Annotated in this window: 18 protein-coding genes; 4 read left to right on the top strand and 14 right to left on the bottom strand. The window is 73.2% G+C overall.

The window, feature by feature from the left end:
• Positions 1–134 precede the first annotated feature (134 nt).
• From pheT to infC, 7 genes are all read right to left on the bottom strand, one after another.
• Positions 135–2675 (bottom strand): phenylalanine--tRNA ligase subunit beta, encoded by a 2541-nt coding sequence (gene pheT / locus ACGFU6_RS35345; RefSeq protein WP_393616659.1) that lies wholly within the window; start codon positions 2673–2675, stop codon positions 135–137.
• The gene (pheS, locus tag ACGFU6_RS35350) at positions 2675–3802 is read right to left on the bottom strand and encodes a phenylalanine--tRNA ligase subunit alpha (RefSeq protein WP_385285287.1); all 1128 of its coding nucleotides are present in this window, start codon (positions 3800–3802) and stop codon (positions 2675–2677) included. The genes pheT and pheS overlap by 1 nt, the downstream gene beginning before the upstream one ends.
• Positions 3803–3959: 157 nt before the next feature.
• Positions 3960–5126, bottom strand: coding sequence for an ATP-binding protein (locus tag ACGFU6_RS35355; protein WP_393616660.1), 1167 nt, complete (start codon positions 5124–5126; stop codon positions 3960–3962).
• A 112-nt stretch (positions 5127–5238) separates the two neighbouring features.
• Positions 5239–6081, bottom strand: a complete 843-nt coding sequence (locus ACGFU6_RS35360) for a TrmH family RNA methyltransferase (RefSeq protein ID WP_393616661.1) — start codon at positions 6079–6081, stop codon at positions 5239–5241.
• A gap of 131 nt (positions 6082–6212) precedes the next feature.
• Positions 6213–6596, bottom strand: a complete 384-nt coding sequence (gene rplT, locus ACGFU6_RS35365; protein WP_073737428.1) for a 50S ribosomal protein L20 — start codon at positions 6594–6596, stop codon at positions 6213–6215.
• Between the two features lie 107 nt (positions 6597–6703).
• A complete protein-coding gene (gene rpmI, locus ACGFU6_RS35370; RefSeq protein ID WP_362966116.1) occupies positions 6704–6898 on the bottom strand; it encodes a 50S ribosomal protein L35 in 195 nt (64 codons plus the stop codon).
• Positions 6899–7019: 121 nt separating this feature from the next.
• Positions 7020–7730: a translation initiation factor IF-3 gene (infC, locus tag ACGFU6_RS35375; protein ID WP_393616662.1), complete on the bottom strand. Its 711-nt coding sequence runs from the start codon at positions 7728–7730 to the stop codon at positions 7020–7022.
• A 341-nt stretch (positions 7731–8071) separates the two neighbouring features.
• Between infC and ACGFU6_RS35380 the strand changes: the two genes are divergently transcribed.
• Positions 8072–8434 carry a DUF1844 domain-containing protein gene (locus tag ACGFU6_RS35380; protein WP_123528205.1) on the top strand — a complete coding sequence of 121 codons (363 nt, stop codon included), beginning with the start codon at positions 8072–8074 and terminating at the stop codon, positions 8432–8434.
• An 87-nt stretch (positions 8435–8521) separates the two neighbouring features.
• Here ACGFU6_RS35380 and ACGFU6_RS35385 read toward each other — a convergent pair whose 3' ends face one another.
• The 4 genes from ACGFU6_RS35385 to ACGFU6_RS35400 form a co-directional block, all read right to left on the bottom strand.
• Positions 8522–9232: an MIP family channel protein gene (locus ACGFU6_RS35385; protein ID WP_393616663.1), complete on the bottom strand. Its 711-nt coding sequence runs from the start codon at positions 9230–9232 to the stop codon at positions 8522–8524.
• An 83-nt stretch (positions 9233–9315) separates the two neighbouring features.
• Positions 9316–10044 (bottom strand): SseB family protein, encoded by a 729-nt coding sequence (locus ACGFU6_RS35390; protein ID WP_393616664.1) that lies wholly within the window; start codon positions 10042–10044, stop codon positions 9316–9318.
• Positions 10045–10110: 66 nt separating this feature from the next.
• Positions 10111–11316: a type VII secretion-associated serine protease mycosin gene (mycP, locus tag ACGFU6_RS35395; protein WP_393616665.1), complete on the bottom strand. Its 1206-nt coding sequence runs from the start codon at positions 11314–11316 to the stop codon at positions 10111–10113.
• A 5-nt stretch (positions 11317–11321) separates the two neighbouring features.
• Positions 11322–12206: a hypothetical protein gene (locus tag ACGFU6_RS35400; protein WP_393616704.1), complete on the bottom strand. Its 885-nt coding sequence runs from the start codon at positions 12204–12206 to the stop codon at positions 11322–11324.
• A 479-nt stretch (positions 12207–12685) separates the two neighbouring features.
• Here ACGFU6_RS35400 and ACGFU6_RS35405 point away from each other — a divergent pair, with 479 nt between their 5' ends.
• Positions 12686–13888 carry an amino acid deaminase/aldolase gene (locus tag ACGFU6_RS35405; RefSeq protein ID WP_393616666.1) on the top strand — a complete coding sequence of 401 codons (1203 nt, stop codon included), beginning with the start codon at positions 12686–12688 and terminating at the stop codon, positions 13886–13888.
• A gap of 13 nt (positions 13889–13901) precedes the next feature.
• Here ACGFU6_RS35405 and ACGFU6_RS35410 read toward each other — a convergent pair whose 3' ends face one another.
• The gene (locus ACGFU6_RS35410; protein WP_393616667.1) at positions 13902–14846 is read right to left on the bottom strand and encodes a DUF2510 domain-containing protein; all 945 of its coding nucleotides are present in this window, start codon (positions 14844–14846) and stop codon (positions 13902–13904) included.
• Between the two features lie 211 nt (positions 14847–15057).
• On the opposite strand from ACGFU6_RS35410, the gene ACGFU6_RS35415 reads away from it, so the two are divergent.
• Both ACGFU6_RS35415 and ACGFU6_RS35420 read left to right on the top strand, forming a co-directional pair.
• A complete protein-coding gene (locus ACGFU6_RS35415; protein ID WP_393616668.1) occupies positions 15058–15984 on the top strand; it encodes an SDR family NAD(P)-dependent oxidoreductase in 927 nt (308 codons plus the stop codon).
• Between the two features lie 47 nt (positions 15985–16031).
• Positions 16032–16955 (top strand): SDR family NAD(P)-dependent oxidoreductase, encoded by a 924-nt coding sequence (locus ACGFU6_RS35420; RefSeq protein WP_393616669.1) that lies wholly within the window; start codon positions 16032–16034, stop codon positions 16953–16955.
• A gap of 22 nt (positions 16956–16977) precedes the next feature.
• Here ACGFU6_RS35420 and ACGFU6_RS35425 read toward each other — a convergent pair whose 3' ends face one another.
• Together ACGFU6_RS35425 and ACGFU6_RS35430 are read right to left on the bottom strand one after the other, a co-directional pair.
• The gene (locus tag ACGFU6_RS35425; RefSeq protein WP_393616670.1) at positions 16978–17817 is read right to left on the bottom strand and encodes a helix-turn-helix domain-containing protein; all 840 of its coding nucleotides are present in this window, start codon (positions 17815–17817) and stop codon (positions 16978–16980) included.
• A complete protein-coding gene (locus tag ACGFU6_RS35430) occupies positions 17814–18650 on the bottom strand; it encodes a helix-turn-helix transcriptional regulator (RefSeq protein ID WP_393616671.1) in 837 nt (278 codons plus the stop codon). The genes ACGFU6_RS35425 and ACGFU6_RS35430 overlap by 4 nt, the downstream gene beginning before the upstream one ends.
• Between the last annotated feature and the right edge of the window lie 46 nt (positions 18651–18696).

Below are 18696 nucleotides of genomic sequence, written 5' to 3' on the forward strand. Positions count from 1 at the left end.
ACATCTGCCCACCCCAAACACAACGTCGGCCTGACCCACCAACGAGATGGATCAGGCCGACGTCACGACGAAGGGGCATTCGCCAACAGCATCCGGTGGCCGGACACGCCCCTCCTCACTGTGTGCCGGAGCCGTCAGGCGCCGCGCAGCACCGCGCCGGTGCGCTCGGCGGCCAGCGCCACCGCGGCGTCCCGGGCGGCGGTGGCCTCGTCGACGGTCAGCGTGCGGTCCGCGGCACGGAACCGCAGCGCGTACGCCAGGGACTTGCGGCCCCCGCCGATCTGCTCACCCGTGAAGACGTCGAACAGCCGCAGCGATTCGAGGAGTGCGCCCGCGCCCTCACGAAGCGCCTGCTCCACGTCGGCTGCGGGCACGTCCTGCTCCACGACCAGCGCGACGTCCTGGGTCGCCACCGGGAAGGTGGAGATCCTGGGTGCCTGGAGGGCGCCGTCCACGGCCCGCTCCAGGACGTCGAGCTCGACCTCCATGGCGCAGGTGCGCTCGGGCAGGTGGAGCTCCTTGATGACGCGCGGGTGCAGCTCACCGGCGTGCCCGAAGAGCGTCTCCTCGCCGTCGACCCGCACGTACAGCGCGGCACAGCGGCCCGGGTGCCACGGCGCGTGCTGCTCGGCGCGGACCGTGACGTCGACACCGGCCTCACGGGCGACGGCGCGGGCGGCCTCGACGGAGTCCGCCCAGTCGGCGGGACGGCCCCTGCCCCACCAGCCGGCCTGCTCGCGGGCGCCCGCGAGGACGACCGCGGCGCGGCGCGGCTGACGCGGGAGCGCCGCGTCGAGCGAGGCGATCTCCTCGTCGGTCGGGCGCCGGTCGACGGGCAGCCGGACGGGCTTGGTCTCCTGGCCGGTCGGCCTGAAGACGAGACCGGTCTCGAACAGCGCCAGGTCGTGGCTGCCCCGGCCGTCGTTGCGCCGCAGTGCGCCGAGGAGGCCCGGCAGCAGCGTGGTGCGCAGCGAGGGCTCCTCGTCGGAGAGCGGGTTGACGAGCCTGACCGTGCGACGGCGGTCGTCGTCCGCGTCGAGCCCGAGCTGGTCGAGGACGGCCTCGCCGGTGAACGGGTAGTTCAGCGCCTCGACGTAGCCGGCCCCGGCGAGCACCCGGCCGATGCGGCGGTGCAGCCGCTGGCGGTCGGTGAGCCCCCGGCCGGAGGGCGGCGTGGGGAGGGTGGACGGGAGGTTCTCGTAGCCCTCCAGCCTGATGACCTCTTCGGCCAGGTCGTTCGGCTCGTTCAGGTCGGGCCGCCAGGACGGCGCCGTGACGAGCAGCTCGTCCTGTCCGTAGACGTCGCAGCCGACCTCCTGGAGGCGGCGTACGACGGTCTCGCGGCCGTAGGCGACACCGGCGACCCTGTCGGGGTGGTCGGCCGGCATCGTGATGGTGCGCGGGCCGGACGGGGCGGTCACCTCGGTGACGCCCGCCTCGGCGGTACCGCCGGCGAGCAGCACCAGCAGGTCGACGGTGCGCTGGGCGGCAGCGGCGGCGGCCTGCGGGTCGACGCCGCGCTCGAAGCGCTTGGACGCCTCGGAGGCCAGCTTGTGGCGGCGCGCGGTGCGGGCGATCGAGATCGCGTCGAAGTGCGCGGCCTCGATGACGACCTCGGTGGTGCGGGTCTCCTCGTCGGCGTCCGCGATCTCCGTGTTGGCCCCGCCCATGACACCGGCCAGGCCGATCGGCCCCCGGTTGTCGGTGATGACGAGGTCGGCCGCGTCCAGCACGCGGACGGTGCCGTCGAGGGTGGTGAGCTTCTCGCCCCGCTCGGCGCGGCGCACCCCGATCGGGCCGTCGATCCGGGTCCGGTCGTAGGCGTGCAGCGGCTGGCCGAGTTCGAGCATCACGTAGTTGGTGACGTCGACCGCGAGCGAGATCGGCCGCATCCCGGCCTTCTGGAGCCGGCGCTGCAGCCAGATCGGGGAGCGGGCCTCGGGCTGCAGGCCCACCACGGTGCGCGCGGTGAAGCGGGAGCAGCCGATCGGGTCCGCGACCTGGACCGGGTAGCCGTACGCGTTCGGCGCGGGCACGTCCAGGAGCGCCGGGTCGCGCAGCGGCAGGCCGTAGGCGATGGCGGTCTCACGGGCGACGCCGCGCATCGAGAGGCAGTAGCCGCGGTCGGGCGTGACGGCGATGTCGAGGACCTCGTCGACGAGCTGGAGCAGCTCGATCGCGTCGGTGCCGGCCTCGTGCTCCGGCGGCAGCACGATGATGCCGCCGCTGCCGTCGTCGCCCATGCCCAGCTCGTCGCCGGAGCAGATCATGCCGTGCGAGGTCTTGCCGTACGTCTTGCGAGCGGCGATCGCGAAGTCGCCGGGCAGTACGGCGCCGGGCAGGACCACGACGACCTTGTCGCCGACGGCGAAGTTACGGGCGCCGCAGACGATCTCCTGCGGCTCGCCGGTGCCTCCCCCAGAGCCTCCGGCCTGGGAGGTGCCCCCTGCGGTGCCGACGTCCACCGTGCAGAAGCGGATGGGCTTCTTGAAGCCCTCCAGCTCCTCGATGGTGAGCACCTTTCCGACGACCAGCGGGCCCTTGAGGCCGGCGCCGGTCTGCTCGACCGTCTCGACCTCCAGGCCGACGGCGACGAGCTTGGCCTGTACGTCACGGCCGGTCTCGGTGGCAGGCAGGTCGACGTACTCCCGCAGCCAGGAAAGCGGGACGCGCATCAGATCTCCATCCCGAAGGGCCGGGTGAACCGGACGTCGCCTTCGACCATGTCTCGCATGTCTTCTACGTTGTGGCGGAACATCAGCATCCGCTCGATGCCGAACCCGAAGGCGAATCCGCTGTACTTCTGAGGGTCGACGCCGCAGGCGATGAGCACCTTGGGGTTGACCATGCCGCAGCCGCCGAGCTCGATCCAGCCCTCGCTGCCGCAGGTGCGGCAGGGGCGGTCCGGGTTGCCGACGGACTCGCCCCGGCAGACGTAGCAGACCATGTCCATCTCGGCGGACGGCTCGGTGAACGGGAAGAAGTTCGGCCGAAGCCGGGTCTTCATGTCCGGGCCGAAGAGCGCCTGGACCATGTGGTCGAGGGTGCCCTTCAGGTCGGCCATGGTGAGGCCCTCGTCGACGGCGAGCAGCTCGATCTGGTGGAAGACCGGGGTGTGCGTCGCGTCCAGCTCGTCGGTCCGGTAGACCCGGCCGGGGCAGACGACGTAGACGGGGGGCTCGCGGTCGAGCAGCGTGCGGGCCTGCACCGGCGAGGTGTGGGTGCGCAGCACGACACCGGACTCGTCGTTCTTCGCGCCGTCGGCGCCCTCGACGAAGAAGGTGTCCTGCATCTGCCGGGCCGGGTGGTCGGGCACGAAGTTCAGGGCGTCGAAGTTGAACCACTCGGCCTCGGCCTCGGGGCCCTCGGCGATCTCGTAGCCCATGGCCACGAAGACGTCCGCGACGCGCTCCATGATCGTCGTGAGCGGGTGGCGGGCGCCCGCCGGGGTGCGGTCGTAGGGCAGCGTGACGTCCACCGCCTCCTCGACCAGGACCCGGGCGTCGCGCTCGGCCTCCAGCTCCGTCTGGCGGGCCGCGAGGGCCCTGCCCACGGCGGCGCGGGCCTGGCCCACGCGCTTGCCGGCCTCGGCCTTCGCCTGCGGCGGCAGCGCGCCGATCTCGCGGTTGGCGAGTGACAGGGGCGAGGTACCACCGGTGTGCGCGGTCTTCGCCTGGGCGAGCGCGTCGAGGTCGCCCGCGGCGGCGAAGGCGGCGAACGCCTCGTCCCGGATGCGCTCGATCTCTTCCGGTTTCAGTGCCTCGACCTCGACTGGGTCGTACGACTTGTTCGGTGCCGACATCTCTTCCCGTACTTCCGATTGGCTGGTACTGCGCTTACCGGGGGATACCCCCGGGCCTCCGTGGCCCCGCTCGACGCCTGGAGGACACAAAGGTGCCAATGGCCGAGTCTAAGGGTCACAGGATGTATGGGGCGCCCGTGGTCCGCCGAGGCCGCTTCTACTGCATGTAGGCCGGCGTGCTCACGGGCAGGATAAATCGGAACTCGGCGCCGCCCCCCGGGCCTCGGCCGACCGTGATCGTGCCGCCGTGGGCTTCGACGATGCCCTTGACGATGTAGAGGCCCAGGCCCGTGCCGCCGCGCTTGCTGCCCCGCCAGAAGCGGGTGAAGACGCGGCCCATCGACTCCTCGGGGATGCCGGTGCCTTCGTCGCTCACGGTGACGGCCGTTCCCTTCTCGTCGCTCTTGGCCGGTGCGGGTGCCACCTCGATGGTGACGGTTCCCTCGCCGTGGCGCACCGCGTTTTCCAGCAGGTTGCCGAGGACCTGGTCGACCTTGTCCGGGTCCGCCCAGACGGCGGGCAGCGGCTGGCAGGTGCGGACGAGGAACCGGTCGGGTGCCTGGCCGTTCGCGGTGAGTGCCTGGATGTGGCGCTCCACGGCGGCCGAGAGGTCCACGGGCTGGCGGCGCAGCTCCAGCCGCCCCGAGTCGATCCGGGAGATGTCGAGCAGCTCCGTGATCAGCCGGGTGACGCGGTTGGCGTCCGCGTAGACGGTCTCCAGCATCAGCCGCTTCTGGTCGTCGGTGAACCGCTCCCACTTGGCCAGCAGCGTGGCGGTGAAGCCCTTGACGGAGGTCAGCGGCGAGCGCAGTTCGTGGGCGACGGTGGCGATCAGTTCGGCGTGGCTGCGCTCGGTGCGGCGGCGGGCCTCGGTGCCGCGCAGGCTGATCACAAGGCGGCGGACGGGCCCGGTGGGGCTCTCGCGTACGTAGCGGGCGGAGACGAGGACCTCGCGGCCGCCGGGCAGCAGCAGATTCCGCTCGGGCTGGCCGACCCGGGTGGCGAGGCCGCCGTACGGATCGGTCAGCTCCCACCAGCGGCGGCCCTTGAGGTCCTCCAGCGGCAGGGCGTGCTCCAGCGGGCGGCCGAGGGCGGCTGCCCGGGGTACGGCGGTGATCCGTGCGGCGGCGGCGTTGAAGCAGATTACCCGGCCGGTCTCGTCCGCGATGACGAGCCCGTCGGGAAGGTCGTCGGGATCCAGCAGGGGGCCACCAGGTCCGGTGTCCGCGCCGGGTGCCCCGTCCGGGGCCGCTCCGTCCGGGGCCGCTCCGGGGCGCGCGACGGGCGCGTGTGTCGCCTGCGGTCCGCTCATGCCGACAGCCATATTCCCGTACCCCACCTCTCGAACCGGTGCAGTGGGCCCCCGAGTTCGTCACCCTACTAGTCGTCGGTGACGGAGCGACACCCTGCGTCGCCCCGAGTGGTGTCCGGGTGGGTCAGCGGGTGGTGCGGGGCGGGCGCTGGGCGCGCGCGGAGGCGTACAGGCAGACCGCGGCGGCGGTGGCAAGGTTGAGGCTCTCCGCCCTGCCGTGGATCGGCACCCGCACGACCGCGTCGGCCAGGGCCCGGGTCTCTTCCGGCAGACCCCAGGCCTCGTTGCCGAAGACCCAGGCGGTGGGGCCGCCCATGGTGCCCGCGTCGAGCTCGTCGTCGAGGTCGTCCTCGCCCGCGCCGTCGGCGGCCAGGATCCGAGACCCCGCGTCCCGCAGCCCCTGCACGGCCTGCTCGACGGGAATCCCGACGGCGACCGGCAGGTGGAAGAGCGAACCGACCGACGCGCGCACGGACTTGGGGTTGTAGAGGTCGACCGAGGCGTCGGTGAGGACGACCGCGTCGGCGCCCGCCGCGTCGGCGCAGCGCAGCACCGTGCCGGCGTTCCCGGGGTCCCGGACGTTCGCCAGGACGGCGACCAGCCTGGGCCGCCCGGCGAGGACCGACTCGAAGGGCGAGTCGAGGAAGCGGCAGACGCCGATCAGCCCCTGCGGGGTGACGGTCTGCGACACATCGGCGAGGACCTCACTGTCGGCCAGGTGCACCCGGGCGCCCGCCGCGAGGGCGGCCTCGATGATCGACTCGTACCGCTCGGCGGCCTCGACGGTGGCGAACAGCTCCACGAGGGTCGCCTCGCCGTCACCGCCCCGGTGCCCCGCGGCCTCGCGCACGGCCTGCGGTCCCTCGGCGATGAACCTGCGCTCCTTGCCGCGGAAGTTGCGCCTGGCCAGCCGTCGGGCGGCGGCGACCCGTGGCGATCGCGGGGAGATCAGTTCGGGGGTGCCCATGATCGGCGGCGAGCCTCTCTGCGTACGAAGGTGCGGGTCGTGACAGGTGGTGAAGGGGGGCGCAACGCACCGGACCCGCAGACGGCGAGCGCCTGCGGGTCCGGCTCAATACCAGGAAGTGCGGCCCTGAATCAGGCGGCCTTCGGGGCGTTGACGTCGCTCGGGAGGGCCTTCTGGGCCACCTCGACGAGGGTCGCGAACGCGTTGGCGTCGTTCACCGCGAGCTCGGCCAGGATCTTGCGGTCCACCTCGATGTTGGCGGCCTTCAGACCCTGGATGAGGCGGTTGTACGTCATGCCGTTCTGGCGGGCAGCGGCGTTGATGCGCTGGATCCACAGCTGACGGAAGTCGCCCTTGCGCTTCTTGCGGTCGTTGTAGTTGTAGACCAGGGAGTGGGTGACCTGCTCCTTGGCCTTGCGGTACAGGCGCGAGCGCTGACCGCGGTAACCGCTGGCGGCCTCGAGAATTGCCCGGCGCTTCTTGTGGGCGTTGACTGCCCGCTTGACGCGTGCCACTTGTTAACTCCTTGTAGCGGGGCCGTGGTCGTACTCACACGGCCCGGAAACGAATTGGTCCCGGTCGGATCGAGGGCGCGCCCCCGGCTTCACCGGGGGCGACGGCCTCACTTGCCGAGAAGCTTCTTGATCTTCTTGGCGTCGGCCGGAGCCACGACGACCGTGCCGGACAGCGAGCGGGTCTTCTTGGACGACTTGTGCTCGAGAAGGTGGCGCTTGCCGGCCCTCTCGCGGAGCACCTTGCCGGAGCCGGTGATCTTGAAGCGCTTGCTGGCACCGCTGTGCGTCTTGTTCTTCGGCATCGCGCCGTTCTCTCCTCGTCAGTGGCGCCCCTCCCGGTGCGGGCACCGGGCAGCAGGGGCGTCAGATCTTGGTGGGATTCCGGGGGGACCCGGGGGGCGCCTGGATGGCGGCCCCCACAGGTCACGCCTCGGAGGGTGTCTCGGCCGGAGCCTCGGAGGACGCCTCGGCCGGAGCCTCGACAGCCTCGTCCTCGGACTCGGCGTCCGGGGTGTACCCCTGACGCTCCGCCTTGCGGGCGGCCTGGGCCTCGCGGGCCTCGGCCATGGCTTCGGTCTTCTTCTTGTGCGGGCCAAGAACCATGATCATGTTCCGGCCGTCCTGCTTCGGGTTGGACTCGATGAAGCCGAGTTCCTCCACGTCCGAAGCGAGACGCTGGAGCAGTCGGAAGCCCAGCTCGGGGCGGGACTGCTCACGACCACGGAACATGATCGTGATCTTGACCTTGTCGCCCTGCTTGAGGAACCGGACGACGTGACCCTTCTTGGTGTCATAGTCGTGCGGGTCGATCTTCGGCCGGAGCTTCATCTCCTTGATGACCGTGTGCGCCTGGTTCTTGCGCGCCTCACGGGCCTTCATGGCCGACTCGTACTTGAACTTCCCGTAGTCCATGAGCTTGCACACGGGCGGACGGGCGGTAGCCGCCACCTCGACCAGGTCGAGGTCGTACTCCTGTGCAAGTTCCAGGGCCTTGGCAAGCGGGACAATCCCGACCTGCTCGCCGCTGGGACCGACAAGTCGCACCTCGGGTACGCGAATCCGGTCGTTGATGCGGGGCTCGGCGCTGATGGATCCTCCTCGGTAGCACCACGCGGCCGCCTGGCGGACAGCCACGTAACGTCTGTTTCGACAGACCAACCGTTGCGTGGGCAAGAAAAATGCCCCGGACGGGACACAGGCGGGGCTCCTGGAAAACCGGAACACCGCCGCGGTCAACCGCGGGGCGCATCGGGCGGCTCCATCGTCCGTACGGAACGATGGGCGCCACCTGACCGGTGACCCGCCGTCCTGAGGACGGTCAGGTGGGAGATCGGAGCCTCCACTTGTGGGCCGGGCACATAGATGCCCAGCCGGTCGTTACACAAGGTTAGCAGCTCGGCCGGGCGGGCGCTAACCGGTCGTCGCAGGCCCTCCCGCAGAGGGGCCGGGCCCGGCGTGGGCCTATCGTATGGGGCATGAGCGACGCGACCCCCACCACTGACTCCCCCGGCTTCGACGAAATGGCCCGCGACATCGCGGAGGTGCCTGCGGTCGAGGTGATCGTCACGGTCGCGGTCAACCTGATGAGCGCCGCCGCCGTGAAACTCGGGCTGACCGAGGACGGCGACGAGCACAAGGACCTCGACGAGGCCCGCAAGCTGATCCACGCGCTGGCCGGCCTGCTGGACGCCAGTACCACCGAGATCAGCTCCTTCCACGCGGCTCCGCTGCGCGACGGCCTGAAGTCGCTCCAGCTGGCCTTCCGCGAGGCCTCGCTGGTACCGGACGAGCCGGGCCAGGGCCCCGGCGAGAAGTACACCGGACCGGTCTTCGGCTGAGCCGCACACCCTCTCACCCCTTCCTGCTCCTTACGACCCTGAGCCCCCGCCCTTCCTTCCGGGCGGGGGCTCGTCGCGTGCGGGCGGTCAGGCCCGGTCGAGGTCGAGTTCGGGCCGGGGCTGGACCGGGTGGGTCAGCTTGATCGCGAACGCCGCGATCACTCCGCCGATCAGCGGTGCCACCAGGAAGAGCCACAGCTGGGAGAGCGCCGGGCCCCCGGCGAACAGGGCCGGGCCCAGGCTGCGCGCCGGGTTGACCGAGGTGCCGGTGAGCGGGATGCCGACCAGGTGGATCACCGCGAGCGCGACGCCGATGGCCAGACCGTCGAAGCCGATGACCGCGACCTTGTGGGTCACCGCAAGCACGACGAAGACCAGCAGGAACGTGAGCATCACCTCGGCCAGGAACGCGCCGCCGAGATTGATGTGCACGTCGGAGCGGTCACCGTAGCCGTTGCTGCCGAACTTCCCGTGGGTCTTCAGTCCCGGCACCTGCTTGGCCAGCAGGAACAGCAGGGCCGCGCCGGCGATGCCGCCGAGCAGCTGCGCGATCCAGTACGTCACCGCGGTCCGTACGTCGATCCGCCGGGCCGCGAGCATCCCGATCGTCACCGCGGGGTTGAGATGACAGCCGGATATCGGGCCGAAGGCATAGGCCAGCGCCATGAGGACGAAGCCGAAGGCGAGCGCGATTCCGACGGTCCCGATGTACTGGACACCGAGTACCGCTGATCCGACGGCGAAGAAGACCAGCAGGAGGGTGCCCAGGAACTCCGATGCTGCCGTACGCGTCTGCATACAACCACCTCGCGAAGAACGGTTGATTTCTCCGCAATTCTCCGACTCCGGGCGCCTTCGCGCGCGTTGAGCCGGTGGGGTGATCAGCGGGTGAACAGGGCGTCACCCGGTGCGTTCACGTCGGCCGGGAGCAGCGCGAGGTCCAGGCCGCGCACCAGCCGGGCCCGCAGCACCTCGCTGGCCGCCAGCGACCGCGCGACCCGGCCCGCCGCCTCGGCGGGGTCGGCGTCCGCCGCCAGCACCAGGGCGAGGGTGCCGTCGGCGTGGCCCGGACCGAGGTGGGCGCGGAGCACCGCGGGTTCGGCGGCCACGGCGTCACGTACCGCCGAGGTGACGGCGGGGTCGTCCAGCGGATCGGTGCTGGTGCGGCCCTCCGCGAGGGCCAGCAGGGCGGAGCCGGTCACCTCGAAGGCCACCGGACCCGCGAGGTCGAGCACCAGGGTGTCCGCCTTCTCGTGCACGGCTGCCTGGAGCGCCTGGTGCAGGGGTACGGCGACGGGGCGGGCCTGCGGGTCCCAGCGGGCCAGCGAGGCGGTGGAGGTGAAGGCCGGCAGGGCGCGGCGGTCGCCGGCCTGGAGGGTGGGGACGGCCATGTCGCTCGTCTTCTCCCGGCGCAGCCCGTTCCCGTCCTCCTCCACCTCACCGAGCACGGCCACCACGGGGACCAGCAGCCGGGCCGCCCTGAGGGCTTCGAGCACCGGGCCGACGGCCTCGCGGTTCTCGGCCCAGGCGGCCAGTGCCGAGCTCAGGGCGGGGTCGGCCGTGCCGTCGTCGTCGGAGTATCCGGGGTCCGGAATGTTCTTCTGCGCCACAGGGCGAGCGTAGTGCCTGGCCGTCGCCGTCCCTCCGACAGGTCGGACCCGGCCGGTTCCCGGCTGTCAGCGGCGCGGGAACAGCGGCCGGCCGTTGCGGCCGCGCCACAGCACCACGGCCAGTGCGAGCAGGAGAGCGCCGAGGCCGCCCGCGACCGGGGCCAGCCAGCCGGCCGGGCCGTCGTCCCCCCGGGCCGCGGTGGGGCCGGATCCGAAGTACTTCTCGCGGTAGCCCGCCGCGGTGGCGTCCGGACGCAGACCGGCCGGACGGAGCTTGGCGCCCGCCTCGATCGCCGCGGCCGGGTCGACCATGCCGTAGCCCCGGGAGTCGTCCCGGCCGCCGGAGGGGGAGCTGCGGGCGGTGTCCGTGAGGAGCTGCTTGATCTGGGCGGGCGTGAGACCGGGGTGGGCGGCACGGACCAGCGCGGCCGCGCCGGAGACGAAGGCCGAGGCCGCCGAGGTGCCCCACTCCACGTAGTACTGCCGGTCGGGGGCGGGGACGACGATGTCGACGCCGGGTGCGCTCACGGCGGCGTACCAGCGGCGGGTGGAGAACGCGGCGTGGGTGCCGTACCGGTCGACCGCGGCGACCGCGATCACTCCCGGGTAGGCGGCGGGGTAGGAGATGTGGTCGCCCTTCTCGCCCCCGTTGCCCGACGACGCGACCAGGACCGCGCCCTTCTTCAGCGCGTACTGGACGGCCGCGTCCTCGCCCGGCTCCGGGTGGGCCGACTCGCTGTCGTCGCCCAGGGAGAGGTTGATGACGTCGGCTCCGTGGTCGGCGGCCCAGCGGATGCCGTCCGCGAGCGCCGTGCCCCGGGACTTGCGGGCCTTGGCCCGGTCCGGGTCGCCGGCCTCCAGGATGACCCGGACCGGGAGGATCTTCGCCTGCGGTGCGATACCGAGCACCCCGTCGGCGTCGTCCGCCCCGTGGCCCCGGCCGGCGATGATCCCGGCCATCGCGGTGCCGTGCCGTGCCCAGGACCGGTCGCCCCGTTCGGCGCCGAAGCCGATCATGTCCTTGCCGGGCAGTACCTGGCCCGCCAGGTCGGGCAGGCTGCCGTCCACCCCGGTGTCGACGACGGCGACGGTGATGCCCTTGCCGCGTGTGGTCTGCCAGGCCCGGTCGGTGTGCAGTGCGTCCAGGCCCCACTGCTGGGCCCTGATGGTGTCGGCCCGTGCCGGTGACGCGGGCAGCAGCGCGAGTGCGGTGGCGGCGCAGACCGCGCCGACGGCACGGCGCCGGCGGGCGCGGCGGCTCGCTTTGGGCACTGGGCTCACTCCGGCTTCTTTGTGAGGTCGGTGACGGTCCCGCGCAGGCCGCGTTCTACCAGGTCGGCCAGCCCCTTGGCCTCGTGGCCGAGCCCGGCCTGGGCGGCCGCCGTCGTGGCGTGCGCCGCCATGGCCTTGGCGGCGGGCTGCGGTACGGGGACCGTGCGTCCGTCGGCGAAACCGGAGACCGCGAACACCACGACGGGTACCTCGGTCAGGACGTGCACGCTCCAGCTGGCGCGCTGCTTGTCGCCGAACCCGGCGGCCGGGGTGCCCTTGACGGGGTACGCGCGGGGCATCAGGTCGGTGCGTCCGTCCAGGTGCTGATCGGTGAACCGGGTGTTCAGCGCGCGCATGGCGTCGGTGTCGCCCTCGGCGAAGACCAGCCCGACGGTGGTCACGCTGCTCGATGTCGCGTCCGTGTACGTGGCGCGCAGCAGCCGGGCGCAGCCGGCCGGGCGGAGCGTCTTGAGCAGCAGCGGGTCCAGCGCGCTCGTGCAGCCGCTGTCGGGGGCGACGGCGAGCCTGGTCCAGACCCGGTCGGAGCCGCCGGGCCCGGCGCCGTCCCCCTTGAGGGTGCGCGGGAAGAGGGTGTCCACGGGCACGCTGTGCCAGGCGGCGCGGCCCACGGTGTAGGTGCTGTGGGCCGCCGGATCGGCCGAGGAGTCGCTGATCAGCCAGCTGCCGGTGGCCGCGCCGCCGATCAGGCCGAGCCCGAGCACGACGCAGACGGCGGCGGCCGCGGTCCTGAAGGGGCTCCGGTTCCGCACCGGGCGGAGCCTGGTGGTGGTCTCGGCGGGCGTCTCGGCCGGCGGGAAGTGGTACGGCGGCCGGTGGGCGGGCGACGTCGCGGGGCCGTCGGGCCACCCGGGCGGTGCGCCGAGGTCCACCGCGCCGACCGGGCGGCGCCGGGTCGCCGCGGGCGGCGTCGCGGGGCGCGGCGGGACGGCCGGGGTGACGGGGGGTACTGCCGGACGCGGCGGGGCCGGGGGCACGGGCCGGAGCCGGACGGTCGACTCCACGGCGGGCGGCCCGGGACGGGGTGCCTGCGCGGGGGCCGGCCCTGCGGCGGAGGGTGCCGGTGCGGAGGGCTCGGGTTCGGCGGGGCCGGGAGGCGTGGGTACCCGCCCGTCCGGCGGAGCGGCCGGGCGTGGCGGGACGGGAGCGCGCTGCGCCTCGGTACTCATCAGCCCCCCTGGTCCGTCCGTACCGCACGCGGATCGCCGCCACAGGCAGGCTCGTTGCGCGCCGCGTGCCCGTCACTCTACGGGCTGCGGCGCCCCTGATGGGAGCGGGCCGCCGGGCGCCGGACCGATCTGCGCAGATCATCCCCCTACCCAGCGGTACAGGTGTCTGGCAAGCTGCGGCCATGACTGCCCGCGCCGCTGACCGGACCCGCTACAACCGGGCCACCGCACATCTCGATGCCCCGATCGCCGTCGTCGATCTGGCGGCGTTCGACGCCAACGCCGACGACCTGGTACGCCGTGCGGCCGGGAAGCCGGTCCGCGTGGCGAGCAAGTCGGTGCGCTGCCGTGCGCTGCTGGAGCGGGTGCTCGCACGGCCCGGCTTCGCCGGGATCATGTCGTTCACGCTGGCCGAGTCGCTGTGGCTGGCGCGGGCCGGTTTCGATGACGTGCTGCTCGCCTATCCCTCGGCCGACCGGCCGGCGTTCGCGGAACTCGCCTCGGACCCGAAGCCGGCCGCCGCCGTGACGGTGATGGTGGACGACCACGCGCAGCTGGAGCTCATCGACGCGGCACGCGCCGGGGGCACCGAGGAGATCCGGGTCTGTCTGGAGCTGGACACCTCGCTGCGGATGCTCGGCGGCCGGGTCAGGATCGGGGCGCTGCGCTCACCGCTGCGCTCCCCCGCCCAACTGGCCGAGCTGGCCCGGTCCGTGGCCCGCAGGCCCGGTTTCCGGCTGGTGGGTCTCATGGCGTACGAGGGCCATATCGCCGGGGTCGGCGATTCGGTCGCGGGGCGGCCGCTGCGGTCCCGGGCGATCCGGCTGATGCAGGCATCGGCCCGCCGTGAGCTGGCGGTCCGCCGGGCCGAGGTGGTGCGGGCGGTGCGGGCGGTGGCGCCGGATCTGGAGTTCGTGAACGGCGGCGGCACCGGCAGTGTGCAGCACACCGCCGCGGAGCACGCGGTGACGGAGATCGCGGCCGGTTCGGGGCTCTACGTGCCCCGGCTGTTCGACAACTACACCTCGTTCACGGCCCGTCCGGCGGCCCTGTTCGCCCAGCCGGTGGTGCGGCGGCCCGGGGTGGGCGTGGTGACGGTGCTCGGTGGCGGCTACCCGGCGTCGGGTGCGGCCGGGCCGGACCGGCTGCCGGTCCCGTACCTGCCGGAGGGGCTGCGCTACGACCCGCAGGAGGGGCCGGGTGAGGTGCAGACCCCGTTGCTCGGCGCCCCGGCCGACGATCTGCTGATCGGTGACAAGGTGTGGTTCCGGCATGCGAAGGCCGGTGAACTGTGCGAGCGGTTCGACGAGTTGCAGCTGATCGAGGGTGACCGGATCACGGCGACGGTGCCGACGTACCGGGGCGAGGGCCGCACCTTCCTCTGAGCCGGGGGCGGTGTCAGGGGGCCACGGAGCTGCCGACGCCGCCGCTCGTCGCGCTGTCACCGATGGGCCGGATGCCCTTGGTGAGGGTGTCCATGAGGGAGAGCGGCGGCCCGTCGGGGCCGGCGTCGAAGGCGTAGCGCACGACGACGAGCGACTCGCTGCCGACGCTCGACGGGAAGGCGAGCGACTGCACGTATCCGCCGGGGCCCTTCCCGGTGACGACCCGCCAGCGCACCAGGTACCCGGTGCGTCCCGCCACGCTCACCGAGGCGGCCGCGAGCTGCTTGTGGGACGTGATGCCGCCGTGGATCCGGGTGCCGACGGCGTTCTTCTCGTACGCGGCGTCCGCGGCGTCGGCTATGTCCTCCCTGGCGAGGCGCTCGGCGGTGTCGGCGTCCGCCGCGTTGGGTGTCCGCGTGGTCACCGTGCCGTGGTAGCAGAAGTCGGCAGAGCTGCCGGGGCAGTTGTAGGAGCGGGCCGTACGCATGGTGAGCACCTGCTCCACGGTGCTCTCGGGCTTCTCCCAGCCCTCGGGGATCGGCAGGGTGATGCCGTTGAGCTGGTCCACCAGGACGGCCGGGTCGCTGTCGTCCTCGGGACCGTCCGACGAGGTGTCCGGTGCGGGGTCGGTGGCGGTCGCGCTGTCTGCGGATGGGGAGCTGCTCGAACGGGCCTGCGGCCGCTTCGCGTCGTCGTCCCTGCCGAGCAGGACGGCTCCGGTCACCGCGGCGCCGATCACCACCGCTGCGGCCACCACGAGTGCGATGATCCGGCCGCTCCCACCGCCGCTTCCCGGGCCGGGCCCGGCGGGGGCCGCGGACGGCACGGCGGGCCCGTACGGCTGCGTCGCGGTGGCGTACGGGCGGGTGTGGGCGGTCCATGCCGTACCGTCCCACCACCGCTCGTAACCCGGTGCGGCCGTGTCCGGGTACCAGCCGGGCGGTGTCGCGTTGCTCATCGCCACGCTCCAAGACGTGTCGGGGATGCGCCGTCGGGGCGGCGGCGCCTGGCACGCGCGGGGAGACCCGGGGGCGGACGACGCGAGTGGTGGGAGCCAGTTTATTCCCGCCGGGCCCTGGCGCTGCCCCTCTCGGGGGAGCACTGGCCCGCCCCGTGGCCCCGGCGCATGGTGGAGGAGCACGTTCACCGTACGACTCCAGGGATGTCCGATGGCTCTTCTCACCACCCCCTTCAACCGCGAGTCCACCGCCGACGAGGTGCTCGCGGGGGTCGGTCTGCACGGTCGCACCGCGCTGGTGACCGGTGGCTCCTCCGGGGTCGGGAGCGCGACCGCCCGAGCGCTGGCCCGAGCCGGTGCCCGGGTCGTGATCGCCGCCCGGGGCCTGGCCCGGGCCCGTGAGGTGGCTGCCGGCATCACGGCGGACACCGGCAACCGGGCCGTGACGGCAATCGCGCTCGACCTCAGCGCCCCCGCCTCGGTGCACGGCCTGGTCAGCGCCTGGCAGGGCCCGCTGCACATGCTGGTCAACAACGCCGGAATCATGGCGCTCCCGGATCCGGACCGCGACGCCGACGGCTGGGAGCGCCAGTTCGCCACCAACCACCTCGGGCACTTCGCCCTCGCCGCCGGGGGCGGCAGGATCGCGGTGGTCAGCTCGACCGCTCATCTGGGCAGCCCGGTCGTGTTCGACGACATCAACTTCCGCGAGCGGCCGTACGACCCTCTCCTCGCCTACGGCCAGTCGAAGTCGGCCGTCGTCCTCTTCGCGGCCGAGGCCGGAAAGCGCTGGGCGGCGGACGGCATCACCGCCAACGCGCTCATGCCGGGCGGGATCAAGTCGCCGCTCCAGAAGCACGCGTTCGGCGAGGACATGTCGGACGAGGCCCGCGCGGTCTACGACGGTTACCCGTGGCGCAGCGCTGACCAGGGCGCGGCCACTTCGGTCCTGGTGGCGGCGTCCCCGCTGCTCGACGGCGTCAGCGGGCGGTACTTCCAGAACTCGGCCGAGGCGCCCGTCATCGACCCCGCGCTCGTCGGGCAGGCGGCGGAGCCGGTCGGCGTCGCACCGCACGCGATCGATCCGGAGTCCGCCGCGCGGCTGTGGGACGTGTCGGAGCAGGCGGTCGGCGGCTGAGCCGCCCGGTTGCCCGCTTCCGAACCGCGACCAGAGGGAACACCTTCATGAACCAGCCCCTTCAGACCCCCTACGGCTTCTCCTCCACCACCGACGACGTCATCGAGGGCGTCTCGCTGACCGGCAGGCGGGCCGTCGTCACGGGAGCCACGTCCGGCCTGGGCGTGGAGACGGCCCGTGCGCTGGCAGCCGCGGGCGCCGAGGTGGTCCTCGCGGCCCGCCGGCCCGACGCGGCCGCCGACGCCGCCGCGGAGATCAGCCGCACGACGGGGAACCCGCACGTCACCGCGCGCTCTCTCGACCTCGCCGACCCGCGTTCCGTCGCCGCCTTCACCGAGGCCTGGACCGGCCCGCTGCACATGCTCGTCAACAACGCGGGGATCATGGCGCTCCCCGAGCTGAGGCGCACCCCCGAGGGCCACGAGCTCCAGTTCGCCACGAACTACCTGGGCCACTTCGCACTCACCCTCGGTCTGTATCCGGCCCTCGCGGCCGCAGGTGACGCCCGGATCGTCTCCGTCAGCTCTCTGGCGCACCTCATGTCACCGGTGATCTTCGACGACCTCGACTACCGGTTCCGGCCGTACGATCCCTGGTCGGCGTACGCGCAGTCGAAGACCGCCGACATCCTGCTCGCCGTCGGCGCGGACCGACGCTGGGCCAGGGAGGGCATCCGTGCCAACGCCCTCAATCCCGGTGCCATCGCCACCAACCTCCAGCAGCACACCGGTGGCCTGCGCACCCCCGAGCACCTGCGCAAGACGGTCTCCCAGGGTGCGGCGACCAGTGTCCTGCTGGCCGCGTCGCCCCTGCTGGCGGGTGTGGGGGGCCAGTACTTCGAGGACTGCGCGCCCTCCCCGGTGGTCGAGGGCAGCGGCGCCCTGGGATCGGGTGGCGTCGCCCCGTACGCCCTCGACCCGGAGAACGCGGAGCGGCTGTGGCGTACGGCCGCGGAGCTGATCGCAGGCTGAGCCCGGTGAGCGGGCAGGGTGCTCAGGACGGCGCCGGCAGCTCGCGCACCAGGCACTCCAGCGCGGCGGCGGACGGGGTGCCGGGGGCGGCGGTGTGGACGACGAGCAGCGTGCCGGGCAGGCCGGGGACGGCGAAGCGCTGGTACTCCAGGCTCAGCGGGCCAACGGCCGGGTGGTCGATCTCCACGGTGCCGCCGGGCGGCGGGCTCACGTCGTACCGCTCCCAGAGCGTGCGGAACTGCGCCGAGGCCGCGATGAGTTCGTCGCGCAGGGCGCGCAGGCGCGGGTCGTCGGGGGCCCGGTCGGCGAAGGCGCGCAGTGAGGCGACGGCGCGGGCGAGGAGCTCGGGGGCGTTGCGGTAACGGCGGCGGACGCTGTCGCCGAGGAAGGCAGCGCGCAACAGGTTGACGCCCGGACGGTAGAACGGGGCGAGGGCGGTGGCGGGCGGAGTGGCGGCGAGTACGTCGAGGTAGGCGTTCTGCACGACGGCCGGGACGTCGCTCCAGACGGTGAGCAGTTGCCGCAGTCCGGCGGGGAGCCGGCCGGCCGCGTCACCGGGGCCTGCCGGGTCGTCGGGGGGCAGGTGCCCGGCGAGGCGGTGCAGGTGGCGGGTTGCGGCGGGGTCGAGCCGCAGGGCGCGGGCCAGCGCGTCGAGGATCTCGGGCGAGGGATTGCGGTCCCGGCCCTGTTCGATGCGGGTGTAGTAGTCGACGCTCATCCCGGCGAGCCCGGCCAGTTCCTCGCGGCGCAGCCCCGGTACCCGGCGGCGCCCGGTCCCCGGCTCCACTCCGGCGCGGCCGGGGGTGAGCGCGTCGCGGCGGGTACGCAGGAACGCGCCGAGGGCGGGCGAGGGGGCGGTCACGCGGAGGACTCCTCGGAGCGCGGGGCGGCGGTGAGCGAGGCGAGCAGCGCGGCCTCCCGGCTGCCGGGCGCGGCGTGGTAGATCACGAGGAGCTGTCCCTCGTCGGGCAGGACGGTCAGCTTCTCGTACGCGAGGTCGAGCACCCCGAGGGCGGGGTGGCGCAGCCGGGTGCCGCCCGCGGTGCGCTGGCGCACGTCGTGCCGGTCCCACAGCAGCCTGAACTCCTCGCTCCCCGAGCGGAGTTCCGTGATGAGCTCGACGAAGCGCGGATCGGTGGGTGCGGGGCCCGTCCGGGCTCGCAGGGAGGCGACGACGGAGGCGGCGGTGCGGTCCCAGTCGTCGTGGAGCCTGCGGACCCGGTCGCCGAGGAAGGCGGCGCGCAGCAGGTTGACGCCGCTGCGGTAGCTGGGCGAGAGCGCGGTGGCCAGGGGGTTGGCGACGAGGACGTCGTGGTAGCGGCCCTGGACGAACGCGGGGGTGTCGGTGCGGCTGAGCACGAGTCGGCGTACGGGCTCGGGAACGGTCTCCGGGGCATGCGGCGCCGGGTGCGTGTGGCCGCCGAGGGCGAGGGCGTGCAGCCGTGCGCGGGCGTCGGTGCCGAGCCGCAGGACCCGGGCGAGCTCGTCGACCACCCCCGGGGACGGGTGCCGGTCCCGGCCCCGCTCCAGGCGCAGGTAGTACGCGGCGGAGATCCCGGCGAGCGCGGCGACCTCTTCGCGGCGCAATCCCGGCAGCCGGCGGCGGGGCGAGGCCGTGAGCCCCACCTGTTCGGGCCGCACGAGGGCCCGCCGTGCCTGGAGGAAGTCGCCGAGGGGACCGGGGGATGAAGCCACGCTCTCCACCGTAGACGAGGACCGGGGAGGGGCGGACGGATGCGTG

It is taken from the genome of Streptomyces sp. NPDC048462 (assembly GCF_043200175.1).
In the GTDB taxonomy this organism is placed as follows: Bacteria; Actinomycetota; Actinomycetes; order Streptomycetales; family Streptomycetaceae; genus Streptomyces.